10 protein-coding genes are annotated in these 13,794 nt (G+C 73.4%); 2 read left to right on the top strand and 8 right to left on the bottom strand.

The window, feature by feature from the left end; genetic code table 11:
* Position 1 precedes the first annotated feature (1 nt).
* The 4 genes from ABD224_RS22665 to ABD224_RS22650 are packed head-to-tail and all read right to left on the bottom strand — an operon-like array spanning position 2 to position 3,852.
* A complete protein-coding gene (locus tag ABD224_RS22665; protein WP_344052803.1) occupies positions 2 to 1,921 on the bottom strand; it encodes a hypothetical protein in 1,920 nt (639 codons plus the stop codon).
* Positions 1,911 to 2,690, bottom strand: a complete 780-nt coding sequence (locus tag ABD224_RS22660; protein WP_344052801.1) for a hypothetical protein — start codon at positions 2,688 to 2,690, stop codon at positions 1,911 to 1,913. The genes ABD224_RS22665 and ABD224_RS22660 overlap by 11 nt, the downstream gene beginning before the upstream one ends.
* The gene (locus tag ABD224_RS22655; protein ID WP_344052799.1) at positions 2,687 to 3,016 is read right to left on the bottom strand and encodes a hypothetical protein; all 330 of its coding nucleotides are present in this window, start codon (positions 3,014 to 3,016) and stop codon (positions 2,687 to 2,689) included. The genes ABD224_RS22660 and ABD224_RS22655 overlap by 4 nt, the downstream gene beginning before the upstream one ends.
* Positions 3,017 to 3,030: 14 nt before the next feature.
* On the bottom strand, positions 3,031 to 3,852 hold the full coding sequence (locus ABD224_RS22650; RefSeq protein WP_344052797.1) for a hypothetical protein: 822 nt from the start codon (positions 3,850 to 3,852) through the stop codon (positions 3,031 to 3,033).
* A gap of 319 nt (positions 3,853 to 4,171) precedes the next feature.
* Here ABD224_RS22650 and ABD224_RS22645 point away from each other — a divergent pair, with 319 nt between their 5' ends.
* Positions 4,172 to 5,263: a C40 family peptidase gene (locus ABD224_RS22645; RefSeq protein WP_344052795.1), complete on the top strand. Its 1,092-nt coding sequence runs from the start codon at positions 4,172 to 4,174 to the stop codon at positions 5,261 to 5,263.
* Between the two features lie 29 nt (positions 5,264 to 5,292).
* Complete coding sequence (locus ABD224_RS22640) at positions 5,293 to 5,850, top strand: hypothetical protein (RefSeq protein ID WP_344052793.1); 558 nt, start codon at positions 5,293 to 5,295, stop codon at positions 5,848 to 5,850.
* Between the two features lie 100 nt (positions 5,851 to 5,950).
* On the opposite strand, the gene mobF is transcribed toward ABD224_RS22640, so the two are convergent.
* From mobF to ABD224_RS22620, 4 genes are all read right to left on the bottom strand, one after another.
* Positions 5,951 to 9,877, bottom strand: a complete 3,927-nt coding sequence (gene mobF, locus ABD224_RS22635; protein ID WP_344052791.1) for a MobF family relaxase — start codon at positions 9,875 to 9,877, stop codon at positions 5,951 to 5,953.
* A gap of 455 nt (positions 9,878 to 10,332) precedes the next feature.
* Positions 10,333 to 10,770 (bottom strand): hypothetical protein, encoded by a 438-nt coding sequence (locus ABD224_RS22630; RefSeq protein ID WP_344052789.1) that lies wholly within the window; start codon positions 10,768 to 10,770, stop codon positions 10,333 to 10,335.
* 13 nt (positions 10,771 to 10,783) lie between these two features.
* Entirely contained in the window at positions 10,784 to 11,317 is a 534-nt protein-coding gene (locus ABD224_RS22625; RefSeq protein ID WP_344052787.1) for a DUF6197 family protein, read from the bottom strand.
* 81 nt (positions 11,318 to 11,398) lie between these two features.
* Positions 11,399 to 13,714 (bottom strand): winged helix-turn-helix domain-containing protein, encoded by a 2,316-nt coding sequence (locus ABD224_RS22620; RefSeq protein ID WP_344052785.1) that lies wholly within the window; start codon positions 13,712 to 13,714, stop codon positions 11,399 to 11,401.
* Positions 13,715 to 13,794: the final 80 nt, after the last annotated feature.

Genomic DNA, 13,794 nt, shown 5'->3' with positions numbered 1-13,794 from the left:
GCTATCCCTCCCTCGGCGATGGGACGTCGGTGTTGGGCGGGCCGGTGATCACCGGCGCGGCGTCCGGCCGCGGCTGCGGGGCGCGCTCCTGCACGGCCGGGGGCAGGCCAGCGGTGTCCGGGCCGCGCGGCGGGATGACCACGTGCCGGCCGCCGGGGGAGGCGGAGTCGAGCCCGGCGTGCGCGGCGGTGTTGGCCATGCCGGACTCCAGGACGTCCTTGCCCATGGCCAGGACCTGCAGGCCCAGGCCGAGCGGCCCGGCCACGCGGGTGCCCAGGCGGCCGCCGGGCCCCTTCATACGGGCCTTGAGCGACTCGTTGGTCCAAAAACCGCCGCCCCCCTGAGCGTTGGAGCCGCTGGCCTGGACCTGGGCGTTGTCCCGCTCCAGGGCGCGGGTGTAGGCGGGCCCGCCGCCGACCGCGCCCGCCCCGGCAAGCTCGGGCCGGTAGCCGCCCCCCAGCGAGGCGGCCGAGGAGCCCAGCGAGCTGATCAGCCCGCCCGCCATGGCGGCGCCGGCGCCCAGCGTGGAGAAAGTCATGAACTTTGCCAGCACGGGCCAGCAGAAGCACGCCATCAGGAAGATGACCAGGCCCACGATCATGTTCCGTACGCCCTCGCCCTGTTCGATGGCGAAGAAGCCGATGGCGAAGCAGAACACGATCATCGGCTTCATCAGGATCAGCGCCAGCAGCGCGTCCCGGGCCTTGGGCCACCAGTCCTTGGTGGCGTCCGACATCTGCCCGACCAGCACGATCGGCATGGTGGACACCAGGATCATGATCCCGGCCTGGCGCAGCAGCATCTCGATCCACAGCGCGCCGATGGCCAGGATGCACACGATGCCGATGACGATGACCACGGCGACCGCGGACGAGGCCACCCCCTGGCCGGTGACCAGGGCCCCGCCGACCGTGGCGGCTCCACCGCCACCGGTGATCAGTCCGCCGAACATCTTGCCGAACTGGGCCTTCATGGTCTCCGCGGCGTTCCCACCGCCACCGTGGAACGCCTTGTTGATGATCCAGGTGGAGATCGCGTCGGAGAACTCGAGCGCGGTCACGGTCACCGTCCAGTAGGCGGAGGAGATCACCACCCACTTCGCCAGGCCGGAGATGGCGGTGGCCGCGGGGCCGCCCTGGTGGGACAGGGAGACCTTGCCGAACTGCAGAAGCAGCAGGAACACCGCGAGGACCACGGACACGGCCGTGGCGATGCCCATCGGCTCGCTGATGCCGGTGGAGTCGAGCTTGATCGTGGATGTCTCGTTGAAGACGTCCGCGAACTGCTCCAGCAGCCACACCACCGCGTTGCCGACGTACTGGGCGGCCTCCTCCAGCGCGTCCCGCGCCAGCTGGGAGATCTTCTTGCCGACCCAGTCGCCGATGCTCTGTCCGCCCACCGAGCCGTACTTCTTGTAGGCCGCTTCCTTGCAGGCGCTGAACGACGTTCCCTTGTCGACGCACTGCTGCAGGAACTTGAACCACTTGTCGAAGTCGGCCTGGTCGAGCTCGCCCTTCTGCACCAGCTCGAGGTTGGCCTGGCGCCACTTCTCCAGCTTCTTCTTCTCGAGCGCCTTCCAGGTCTCGTCGCTGCACTCCGGCGACTTCTCCCCGCCGGCGTTCTCGCACTCCCCGATCGTGCCCGGCAGCTCGCCGGCCTCGGGCATGCGGCAGAGGCTCTCGTCGTTGATCTCGTCGTAGAGGCAGTAGTGGCCCTGCTTGTCGATGCCGCAGGGGGCGCCGCCGCTCCAGTCGACCGGGCACTGTTTACCGCTGTCCGGCCCGTAGTCGAGGTGATACTTCGGGTCGTCCTTCGCCAGGGCCGCCGGGGCGGTGCTCAGGCTGGTGCCGAAGCACAGCACAACGGCGGTCAGCAGGACGACGAGTCGGGCCAGAGGGTGGGTTCGGCGCTCAGTCCGCATGCCTCACCTGCTGCCAGCCGTCTGCCCAGGAGATGTGGGAGTCGGGGAAGTAGGCACGCGGGAAGGAACGCTTTTTCCAGTACTGCGGCTCATTGGTGATCTTCCAGGCGCCGTCCTGCCACTTCAGCAGCAGGTCGGTGTCCTGGTCCTTGAGCGGTTCGTCGTCCGGACTGCCGTCGGCCTTGGTGGCGTAGCGGTCGTAGTTCATCCAGACCTGCACGACCTTGCCGCCCGTACCGGTCAGGGAGGTGGCCCGCACGGCGTTGACCGTGGTGCTGAAGGTGATTCCGGCCGGGGTGCCGCCGGACGGCGGCAGGCCGACCTGTTCGCGCAGCTTGCGCACCTCGGAGATCTGCTCGTCGATGTAGCCGTCCGCGTCCGGGGAGACGATCGCCTCCAGTTGCTGGCGGGCCTTCTGGTCGTCGAGGAAGGCGTACTCCTCCCAGAAGTACACGGCTGTGGAGACCGCTCCGACGGGCCCTTTGGAGAAGCCCGTGGACAGCCCGTTCTTCTGGCCGGTGGGCTTTTCCAAGACGAGCTTGCGGGCCTTGTCGGGGGTCATCGCCGCCTGCTCGCCGGTGGAAGACGCCGTCGGCTTCGCCGTGGTCGGCGCGGACGACGCCTTGCCCGGCTTGGGGTCGTCATCCCCCAGCAGCGCGGCCGCGGTCACCCCGCCGCCGATCAGCGCGCCGGCCGCCAGGACGCCGAGCGCGGCGAGCGTGAGCCGGGCCTTGCGGGTCTTGCTGTCGCTCACCACGTCCTGCCTCACTTGGCCATGTTGTAGAAGGTGGTCACCAGCGCGGCGGTCACGCCGATGCCGCCGGCGCCGAACAGGCTCCACAGGATGGCCTGCTTGCCGCGTGCGGCCAGGGCGGCCCGCTCGCTGTTGTGGCCGACGGCGACCGCGGCCCAGCCGAGCAGGCCGCCCAGGACGGCTCCCGCCAGGCCGAGCCCGGCGGTCCAGTTCAGGATCTTCTGCACCGGCTTGTCGACGTCCTTGGGCATCTCGGGGGTGACCCCGGGGACCGCGTCGGCGAGGGTGTGCCACTGCGGATCGGCGGCGGCGGTGTGCAGGGTGGTCAGGAGCTGGCTCATTTTCCGATTCCTCGTCAAGAAGCGGTGACTGCGGGAGCGAGTGGGGCGGGCTGCGGCGCGTCCGGGAGCGGCCGGCCCCAGGTGGTGTGCGCCGCGGCGAGGACGGCCCCGGTGAGCTGGGCGGCCGCCTGCCGGGTGCGTGAGCGCAGGCGGGCGGTGTTCAGGCCGTGGGCGCGGATCTGCGGGTCGTAGGGCAGGTGCACCACCGCGGCGGTGCGGGCGGTGAGCATGGTGGCCCCGGCGCGCACGGCGGCCGGCGGGCGGCCGTGCGCGGTGTCGGCCAGCACGACGACCGTGTGCTGGAGGGGAAGGCCCTCGGCGTGCAGGGCCATCACGGCCTGCTGCAGGGCCCGGATGCCGTCGGCGGTGGCGGCCGCGCACACCACGGGCACCGTGTAGGGCAGTTCGTACCAGCCGCGGGTCTGCCCCAGCTCGCCGGCGCAGCGCGCGGCGAGGATGTCGTGGGCGAGCGGGTGCACGGTGTCGGCGATGACGATCTGCCAGCCGCCGATCGCGGCCAGCTGGTACCAGGCGGCCGGGGGCTCGGGCAGTGCGAGCGGCTGAGTGTGCCATTCCCGCCCGTCCGACAGCACCTGCCACCGGGCGCCGTTCGCGCCGGTGTTGACGGCGCAGGCCTGCTGCACGGCGCTGCGGGTCAGGGGCTGGTCGGGCGGCAGCACCGCCAGCCCGCCGACGCCCTGCTCGGCGAGCCGGGCGGGCCAGGGCGACGACAGACGCGGGGCGAGGTCGAGGACCACGGTGGAGCCGCTGGCGGCAAGGCCCGAGGCCAGCAAGCCCGCAACGGTGGTGCGGCCGCTGCCGCCGGTGGCGGCCATCACGGGTACCACGAGCCGTGCCCCCGCAGGCAGCACCGGAGCCGGAACAGATTGTTTGCCCACGAATTCCCCCGTACGTTCCTTTCGGCGTTTGCGTAGGCTAACCACTCCCGCAGCTGCGGTTACCGCACCCCTGAACTGGAACCTTACACGCGGAAGTCATATGCCCCTCAAGGGAGTTTCCCCCGCCTCACTGAGATGCAGGGATGCCGTACTGTCACACTTCATCACGCACGGATTCGAGCACCGGTTCCCATACCGCTGCCCGAATTGGTGATTTGGGAAAGCAAACCTGAGGGCAGGCCAGGAGGGGGACTGCATGGGGGGCAAGGCGGCCAGACGCCTGCTGATGGCCCTGGGTGTGGGGTTCGTCATGACACCGGTCGCGCTCGGCCTGGGCGTGGTGCTGCTCATCGCCACCTTCAGCGATGACGACACCAGCGTCGGCAACCCCATCGGGGGGCTGCGCATCGGCGGGGGCGGCGTGCCCTCCGCATACGCGCCTTTGATCCTGCAGGCGGCCGCCGACTGCAGCGAAGGCCTTTCCCCGGCGGTGCTGGCCGCTCAGCTGAAGCAGGAGAGCGGCTTCAACCCGAGTGCGCGCTCCGGTGTCGGCGCCCAGGGCATCGCCCAGTTCATGCCCGGCACCTGGGCGACCTGGGGCGTGGACGGCAACCACGACGGCAAGAAGGATGTGTGGGACCCGGCCGACGCCATCCCCGCCCAGGGGAGGTTCATGTGCTCCCTGCTGAAGAAGGCCAAGGCCCACCCCGACTACAACGGCGCCCCGATCGAGCTCGCCCTGGCCGCGTACAACGCGGGCTGGGGCCGGGTCGACCAGTACAAGGGGGTGCCGCCGCCCTCGTTCGCCGGCGGGCAGACCTACCACTACGTGCAGAACATCATGAAGATGTCCGCCGCCTTCGCCGCCCCGGCCTCCAGCGAGGACGGCACCCTGCCCGCCGGCTACGAACTGCCCGTCGGCACACCCAAGCAGGTGCGCATCGCGGTGGCGTGGGCGCTGAAGCAGCGCGGCGGCTGGTACCACCTGGGCGGCGACTGCACCGACGCCCTGGGCAAGGACCCCGCCCACTGGTGCGACTGCTCCTCCCTGGTGCAGCAGGCCTACAGGGCGGCCGGCATCGGCATTCCGCGCACCACCTACGAGCAGATCAACGTCGGCACCCAGGTCGACATCGACCACCCCAAGCCGGGCGACCTGGTCTTCACCCCCGGCTCGGACGGCTCCGACGCCAGCCCCGGCCACGTGGGCATGTACATCGGCGACGGACTGCTGATCGAGGCGCCGCGCACGGGCCTGAAGACCCGCATCGTCACCTACAGCAGCTGGCGCAACAGCACCAGCTACATGACCCGCATCACCCAAGTCCGCCGCGTGGTGGACTGGTGAACGTCGTACCGCAGCAGGGGAGTTCATCCATGTCCGAGCCGCTCTACCGTCCCTGGGGCACCGTGACGCCGGAGTTCTGGGCCACGGCCGCCCCCGGTACGGCAACCGTCCCGGAGGGTTTGCGTCCGGAAACCCTGCGCGCCCGGCTCGCCAAGGTCGCGGAAGTCGCCCAGGACGGCCGCCTGCAGGACGCGGCCGCGCTGGCCGCCCAACTGGACCTGGACACCACCGCCGAGTACGGCGAGAGCCACCTGCACACCGTCCAGGTCCGCGAGGTCCGCGGCTACATCGCCGCGCTGATGGGCGACCACGCCACCGGGCTGGCCTGGTACCTGCACGCCGTGCAGCTCCGGGTCACCATCCAGGGCCCGAAGCATCCGGACGTCGAGGCGGCCACCCGACGGGCCTACAGCCTGTGGCGGGCCATGCCGCCGGAAAGCGACCGGCCGGGGCTGGGCGCCGAGCTGCTGACGATCGCCACCGACATCCACGGCGCGGACTCGCTCCTCGTGCGCCACATCCGGGAGCGGCTCTACGGCCTCGCCCTGACTCCCACCACCGCCCCGGCGGGACTGCACAGCGCTTGATTCCGCGCCCGGGCGGGCCCCAGACGTTCGCCGTGAAGTCGTCCGGTCCCCGGATAGGTGCGGGGCCGTGTAGCCGGTCTCACCGGTTACGTATTCGGTGTCACCTGCCAATGGGGCTACGGCCCCGCAGGTGTTGCTGCGGGTGCCAGCGCTGGGCCTGCCGGGCGCGCAGCGCGTTCTGTCGCCGCTCTCGCTGCAGCGCGGCGTCGCGTGCCGCCTCCTCGGCCGCGTGCCGCTGCGGGGCCTGGGCGCTGATCTGCCGGCGCAGCTGCTGTTCGGTCTGGAGCTGCTCGGCGGCCGCCCGCAACTCGTGGGCCTGGGCGCGCAGCGCGACGGCCTCGTGGCGGGCCTGCCGGGCGGCCTCGGCGCGTGCGGTGTCGATCTGCGTAGCCAGGGCGGGCAGGTGGGCGCGCATCGCGGCGAACTGCTGCCGCATGACCACCGGGTCGTCGGGAGCCTCGCCGAGCGCGCCCTGGGCGCGGAGGGCCTCCGCGTAGGGGGAGGTGCGCAGCGTCTGCCAGGCCTGCTGGCGGGCGGCGGCAGCGGCGTGCTCGGCGCGCCGCTGCTCTTCCTGTGCGTCGGCCAGCTGCCGCGTGTAGTGGGCGAGCAGGGCCTGCTGCTCGGCGCGGGAGGTGCTGGCCAGCCACAGCGCGATCCGGCTGCGGCCGGAAGCCGCCTCGATCCTCTCCTTGATGCTCTCGGCCTGCGCGACGGTGGCCGCGGCGAGGCGGGCGGTGCCGGTTGCCTGCTGGGCGATGGCGGCGAGCCGGTCGGCTTCGGCGAGGACGGCGGCCGCGGCCTGCGCGGTGCGCTGTCCGGCACTGGGCTGCTCGGCCGCGGCGGCCGCCAGCTCCTGTGCCTTGCGGGTCTGCTCGTCGGCGGCGTGCTCGGCGGCCGCGGCCGCGTGCAGCGTCTTCGCCAGCCGCGCCTCCAGCCGGGCGCTGGGCAGCGCCCCGTACGGGCGGGCGTCGTGGTCGTCCCAGGCCGGGAAGGCGGGCTCGCCGACCGCGGGAGCCGGCGGGGCGGCCGGCGAGGGGGCGGCGCGCAGCTGGTCGCTGACCATGACGTCGGGGCGGTCCTGGCGCAGCAGGGCGGTGTAGGCCTGCAGGGCGCGCTCGAGGAGTTCGGCCTCGTCGCGGGGATCGCCGAGCCGGGCCCGGATTTCCGGGTCCTCCAGGGCGGCGGCGGGCAGCCACAGGTGGTTGGCCGTGCGGGCGCGGGTGATGCCGGGGTAGAGGGCGTAGGCGTTCGCGCCCAGCCCGTAGACGAGGGCGGTGTCGCAGGTCAGGCCCTGGGAGGCGGCGATGGTCATCGCGTAGCCCAGGGAGAGGGCCCCGGCGGTGATCTGGTCGGGGGTCAGCCAGGCCTGGCCGGTGCGGGTCGTGCCGTCGCTGGTCCTACGCCGCCAGGTGATCTGCACCCGATGGTCGTCGGCAATGTCGGTGACCACGGCGCGGTAGCCGTTGAGGACGTCGGGGCCGGCGCCGCGGCGGGAGCGGTAGTCGTTGGCGCGCACCCGGACGACGTCGCCGACGGCGAGGGCGAGGTGGTCGCCGCCGGGCAGGGCGTAGCGGTGCTCGCGGCCCAGTTCGCCGACTGCCCGGCGCAGGGCCTGCGCTCCGGCGTTCAGCAGGTCGGCGTCGTGGTTGCGTGCGGCCAGCACCACCAGGTTGTCGAGCAGGTCGTAGGCGTCGCCGTAGCGGGCGCGGGCCTGGTTCCAGGCGGTGAGGAGGGAGCGGCGGGCGTCGTCGGCGCTGTCGGTGGCGTGGATGCGGCCGCGGTCGGCCAGCAGGTGCAGGGCCTGCTCACGGGCGCCGGTGCGCCAGATCTCCAGCGCGGCCCGCTCGCCCGCGTCCTTCTGGCGCCGGTTGACCGTGAGGATCTCGCCGCCGACCAGGCGGTGCACCTCGGCGAAGCCGCCGCCGGGGCCGATGGCCTGCAGCTGCTGCGGGTCGCCGACCGCGATGACCTTGGTGCCGGTGCGGGCGGCCTCGGTGAGCAGCGCGGCCATGGACCGGTCGTCGGTCATCGCCGCCTCGTCCAGGACCAGGACATCGATGCCCGCCAGGCCGGTGCCCTCGTGGATGCGCTGCAGCCAGGTGGCAACCGTGGAGGAGGGGATGCCGGAGCCCTCGTACAGGTTCTGCGCGGCCACCGCCGACAGGGAGGCGCCGGCATAGGTCAGGCCGACTGCGTCCCAGCCGATCCGGCAGGCCTCCATCAGGCTCGTCTTGCCGGATCCGGCGACGCCGATGACGGCGTCCACGCCGTGCCCGGCCGTCAGCAGCCGCTGCACCACGCGGCGTTGTTCGGCGGCGAGGGGGAATCCGGCGGCCACCTCGAACACGGAGACGGCGGCCGCCGCCTGCTCCGGGCTCAGGCGGGCGGAGCCGTCGGCGTAGCGGGCCCGAGCCTGCTCCACGATGATCCGCTCGGCTGCGAGGATGTCGCGGGTGGTGTACCGCTCGGTGTGGGCCATCAGCTGCGAGCCGCGCGGCGGCAGCGCCCTGACGTATCCCTTGACCGCGAGCACCCGCTCCGCCAAGGCCTCCAGCTCGGCCGCCTCCAGGCCCAGCGGGCAGGCGTCCGCGACCCGGGCGAGCAGCTGGGCCTTGCTGAACTCCTTGTCGAACGCGGTCAGCCCGCCTTCCGGGTCGAACACCTCGGCGGCGATCTGCTCGGGCGAGGGGGTGCGCGGCCCGTCAGGCCCGGCCGCGGCTAGCGGCCCGCCGGGGCCGGGCGGGCCGGGGGCGGCGGCCGCGATCATCGCGTCGACGTCGTAGCCAAGGTCCTCGGCCCGCCGGCGCCAGGTGGCGCGCAGGTCGATGGCGCCGGTGTCGTGCTTGGCGTGCCGGGTCGCGGCCGACACCCGCAGCTTCTCCTCGCGGCTGGCGTCCGCGCCGGCGATGGCGTCGACCTGGGCGGCGCGGCGGGAGTAGTGGTCGCGCAGCGGCTCGGGGATGCCCTCGACCTCCCACGCGCCGGTGCGCGGCGAGCGGGCGTAGCGCACGCCGAACCGCTCGTGGGCCAGCGCCCGCACGCGCGCCTTGAACAGGGCGTCGAAGGCCTTGGCGTGCCGGTGCAGGTCCATGCCGCCGTTGGCAATGGCCCGCCACTGCCCGTCCTCGCAGCGGGCCATGTTGACGATGACGATGTGGACGTGCAGGTGGGGGTCGCCGGGGGTGTCGTCGACCGGGCGGGCGGACTGGTGCTCCACGCTCCAGCCGAGCAGCCCGCCGGTGGCGATGCGGTGCAGTGTGCCGTCCTCGCTCGCCAGGCCGTAGCCGATCCACCGCTCCAGCTCGGCGAAAGCCTCCCGCTTGGCCTGGTGGACCAGGGCGCGGAACTCCTTCTCGTGCCGCTCGGCGAGCAACGCCCACAGGGTGGAGTCGCTCTTGGGCAGGTCGGCGACGACGTCGTAGGCGCGGATGCGGACGCTGACCCGCTCGCCCTCGTGGGCGCGGGCCTCGGCGAGTTCCTCGGCGTCGTAGATGTCCTCCAGGGCGAGCCCGGCGGCGCGGGCGAGGCGGTGCAGGGAGTCGACCTGCAGCCGGTGCCGCTCGCCTTTTTGGTGCACCATCCGCGCGAGCGTCGCCCACTTCTTCGCCTGCTTGGGCTTGCCAGCGAACAGGTCGGCCGACTCGCAGCCAGCGGCCTCGGCGGCCGCCTCGATCGCCTCCACCAGCCGGGCGCCGGTCAGCTTGGCGCGCGGGTGCGCGCGCAGCTCGGGGCGTACCAGCTGCTCGCCGGTGACGGGGTGGACGCCGTTGGCCAGAGCCCGGGCGGCCCGCTTGCCCGCCTCGTCCAGGACCGTGCCCGGGGTCTGGCCGACCGCGACGAGCCCCTCGCCGATCCACACGAGTGTGCCGTCCTCGGCGGCGTCCATGCGGTAGTCGACCTGGCCGTCGGCGGCCGGCTGGGCCAACTCGGCGAGGCCTTCGCCGTCGTGCTGGACGTAGCAGCCGGCGTGACCGGTGAGGCGGTATTCGACCTGCTCGTCATCCACGATGCCGGTGACCCAGGCCATCGACCGCCGCCCCCCCCTTCCCCGGTCGTTCGCGGCCGAGGGCCGCGTACGTCCCCGCAGGGGACGTACCTTTGTCCATCCGCTCGTGATCTTGAACGGATGGTGACGATAGGTCGATGCGCGAAGAGAGTCAACTGCGGCAGGTGCGACTGGGGGTGAAAGAAGAGGGGAGCTGTTGGGCGGTCAGCGGGTCCGGCCTGGAGCACTGCGGAAGCGGAAGCTGTCGACGGCAGGCGGCAGCGGGCGCGAGCGGCGGATCTGGAGGCTTGGCCCGACTTCCCGACTTACAGAGTCCGGCAGTACCTGATTTCCGCAGTGCCGGGGTCTGGGACTGCCGGGTTGCCGGACTGCCGGACTTCCAGGCCGTGCGTGACGATGCGGTCGTGGTCGCCCGGCCCAGACGGCGCCGAGCACGTGCAAGTGCTCGCGCGGGTGGTTGATGGGGCAGACGACGGTCAGCGGCCCGACGTCGGCACGGCGCGGATCCCGGCCTTCGGGGTCGGTGGGGTCCCGCTGCGGCCGCCGGGGCACGGGCGCTTCTCCGTGCAGCCGCACCCGGCGCACCGCGGGCCGTCGTCAGCGGCGTCGGCCGCTTCGGTGCCGCCGTCGACGGCGGGGCGGGTGAGGCGGCTCTGGGCCAGCAGGCTGGCGGTGAGGTCCTGCACGGCCGGGTGGTCGGCGATGGCGGCGGGGTCGTCCTGGCGCAGGCCGGTGACGGTGTCGAGTACGGGCCACAGCCGTTCGCCGGCAGGCCCGTACTCCGGGGCGGCGATCGTCAGGCGGAAGACCACAAGGGCGTCGTCCTCGAAACCCCACTCGTCGTCACCGTGGACGGCCACCAGGAGCCCGGCCCGGTCGGCGGCGTCGCAGGCGACAGCGCGGTGAAGTGTCATGGTTGCTCCTTGATCAGAGACTGCGGGCGTGAGCGAGGTCGGCGGCCTGCTCCAGCACGCGCAGCGGCGTGCGGGGACCGGCCCACCGGTCGTTGAAGTCGGGCACCGACTGCGCGTCAGGGGCGTGCCAGCGAATCGTCTCCAGCAGGACAGCGAGGGCGGCGTCCAGCTCGGCCGGGCTGGTGGCCTCGGCGCGCAGCGCCCCGTAGAGGCAGCGGCGGCCGTCCTCGTCGACGGTGGCCCCGGCGCACCAGCCGTCCCGCTCCAGGCGGCGGTGAGCGCGCTGCAGAACGGCGGCGACCGGGGTCGGGTACAGGCCGACGGACGGGGGCGGTACCTGGTCAGGGGCGCGGACGACGTCGACCAGGTCGACCGGCCCGACGTCGGGGAGGCGCACGTCGACGGCGAGGGCGGCGAGGGTGAGCCGGTCGTCCATGCGGGCGGCGACGTCCGCAAGGCGGGCGTCCAGGCCGCGCGGGGGCCGGTCGGGGGTGATAGCCGGGGCGGCCCGCTCCGGGGCCTGCACGGCGGCGCTGAGGGCGGTCACAGGGTCCTCCGGATGAAACGGCCGGGGCCCCTGGCGGCCGTCGTACGGCGCGCTCAGGGGCCCGGCGAGGGGTGCGCGGGATCAGGACGGGTTGGCGGGGGCGTCGGCGGCCTCGAGGCGCTTCCACACGCCGTGTCCGACGCGGGCGACGAGCCCGGCCTCCGCCAGCCTCGTCAGGACGTTGTCGACGGACCCGGCGGCGGGTCCTCCCTCGGTGCCGACGCCGACCCGCTGGCGGATCTCCCGGGTGCGCAGCGGCCCGTCGGCGAGGGCGTCCAGGACGTCATCCCGCAGGGTGCGGGCGGAGGCTGGCGGGGCGGGGACGCGGGAGGCCGCGGCCGTGGCGCCGGCGCCGTCCTCGACGGTCGCGCCGGGTACCTCGCCCTTGCCGTCCCAGCCGTCGAGCAGCGCCAGGGCCATGGTCAGACCCTCGTCGTACGCGCGGCGGAAGACGTCGGCCTCGGCCGGGGTAAAGCCGGGCATCGGCGCGGACTCCATCAAGGCGATCAGCCCGGGATAGGTGCGGTTCTGTTTCTCCGCGCGCCAGGTGCGGGTCAGGGTGGGGTGCCCGGACTGGATGAGCCAGGCGGTACCGGCGGTCGTCGGCCCGGTGGGGGCCTCCTCGCCGGACCATGCCGCCTCCAGCTCCGCTGAGCCGCTGACCCCGAAGTGCTGCGGGATCGGGGTGACCTCCACGGTGCCGGTCGTCATGTCCGTCGCCATGGAGCGGGTCATGCTGGAGTTGACCCGGCCCAGCCACACGCTGCCGTTTTTCGCGTTGGCGCGGATCTTCTCGGAGTCGCCCAGGTCCTGGAGGTGGATGGACTGGCCAGCGATCCGCACGCCCATGCCCACTTTGCGCCAGGTGATCTGCCCGGCACCGAGCATCCCCGAGACCCATTTGCGGAAGGGGGCGGGGTGCCCGGCGTCCTCCGCGATCAGCCGGTTGATCTCGTCCATCGTCAGGATGGCCAGCGGCCACGGCTTGCCGAGTACGAACGAGCCCCAGCCGCGGGCGGCGGACTCCTGCTGCCGGTAGGAGGCAACGGCGGAGAACGCCGCCAGGGTCGCCGCGGACTCGGCCACCCCGGCACCGAAGTGGTACGTGCGGCCCTCCGCCTCCGGCAGCGACATGCCGTCCTGCGCGTCCGCGACGACAGACACCACCCCGCTGAGCCGCTCGGCAGTGATCAAGGTCAGCAGTGTGACGCTCTTGCCGGAGCCGGGGGCGCCGACGAGGAGATCGGTCAGGGCGCCCAACTCGGGGTCCCAAAGAGGCCAGCGGGCCGGGCGGCCGTCGTGGCGCAGCCCGATCGCGATGCGGCCCTGTGCGTCCATCACGAGGTCGTCGGCGGTGGCCTCGCGCACGGTCATCAGCGGGTGCTGGGCGTAGATCGTGACGACGCCCCGGGCCATACCGTCGGTCTCCACCATCAGCAGCTCGGGGTCCTCCAGCCCGAGGGCGCGAGCGAGGGGGAGCCGCGGCAGGCGCAGCAGCTCGGTGTCCGGGGCCTCCACCCGCAGCACGATGCGGTCGGCCTCGAAGCGGTGGGCGACCAGCTCCACCCCGGGGGCGACGCCCCTCGGGGAGGACACCCGCGCCTCCCACAGCGCGGTCAGCTCGTCGGCCGGCGACCGCCTGCCTTGGCGGGCCAGGTACTCGGTCGGGGCGACCTGGACGGCGAGGCGGCCCGGCCCGTGCCCGGGGACCGGGGCGAGCCGTACGACGTCCTCGGGGACGTCGAAGACGGCGGCCACCGTCCTTGCGTCCAGGGTGGCGGGGACGGCCTCGCCGGGCGGGGCCAGGATGATCGCCTCAAAATCGGGGGCGTCCGGCCGGTACTGGCGGATGTGGGACAGCCGCGTGTCCCCGGTCGCGGGAGCGGCGGCCCAGTGCCGGGCGAGGTCACCGAGGTAGCCGGTGCCGTAGTCCTCCTCGTCGGGCTGTGAGGGCTGCTGCGCGGCGACGGTGACGGGCAGGGTCTCGGCAGCGTGGCGCACGCCCCGGGAGCGGGTCAGGGGCGCGGCGACGGCGGAGCCGAGGGCGACGGCGGCGGACGTGGCGACCTCCCACCAGGAAGTGCCCGGGGTGGCCAGGCCGACCCCGTACGCGGTCGACAGCCCGAGCGCCGGCAGCGCCCGGTAGGCGGAGGTGAGCAGCCGTGCGCCGCCGTCGTCACGGGCCCGGGTCCACAGGCGGTACAGGACTCCGGCGCCGGTGCCGAGGGCGGCGGCGTGCAGCTGCCACAGGTCGGTGCTCGGGCCGATGGCGGTCGCGAGGCCGGCGGCGCCGTAGGCGATGCGCTCGACGGTGGCCAGGCGGCGGGCGGCGGGCGGGGAGAGCGGCCGCCGGGCGTCGGCGGCCGGGCTGGCGGGGGTGACGGTCTCGGCAGTCACGGGCGGGTCCTCCCTCGGGATACGGGACGGGGCCCGGCCGTAGGTGGCCGGGCCCCGTGGGCTGGTCGGTGTCGGGTGAG

It is taken from the genome of Streptomyces thermoalcalitolerans (assembly GCF_039525155.1).
Taxonomy (GTDB): Bacteria; Actinomycetota; Actinomycetes; order Streptomycetales; family Streptomycetaceae; genus Streptomyces; species Streptomyces thermovulgaris.
The sequence above is the reverse complement of the archived record's forward strand: the minus strand, read 5'-3'. Positions and strand labels throughout refer to the sequence as shown.

What these genes read in the sequence shown, in the direction of transcription:
- ABD224_RS22665 (WP_344052803.1), bottom strand. Translation starts at nt 1,921, where the DNA reads ATGCGGACTGAGCGCCGAACCCACCCTCTGGCCCGACTCGTCGTCCTG.
- ABD224_RS22655 (WP_344052799.1), bottom strand. Translation starts at nt 3,016, where the DNA reads ATGAGCCAGCTCCTGACCACCCTGCACACCGCCGCCGCCGATCCGCAG.
- ABD224_RS22650 (WP_344052797.1), bottom strand. Translation starts at nt 3,852, where the DNA reads ATGGCCGCCACCGGCGGCAGCGGCCGCACCACCGTTGCGGGCTTGCTG.
- ABD224_RS22645 (WP_344052795.1), top strand. Translation starts at nt 4,172, where the DNA reads ATGGGGGGCAAGGCGGCCAGACGCCTGCTGATGGCCCTGGGTGTGGGG.
- ABD224_RS22640 (WP_344052793.1), top strand. Translation starts at nt 5,293, where the DNA reads ATGTCCGAGCCGCTCTACCGTCCCTGGGGCACCGTGACGCCGGAGTTC.
- mobF (WP_344052791.1), bottom strand. Translation starts at nt 9,877, where the DNA reads ATGGCCTGGGTCACCGGCATCGTGGATGACGAGCAGGTCGAATACCGC.
- ABD224_RS22630 (WP_344052789.1), bottom strand. Translation starts at nt 10,770, where the DNA reads ATGACACTTCACCGCGCTGTCGCCTGCGACGCCGCCGACCGGGCCGGG.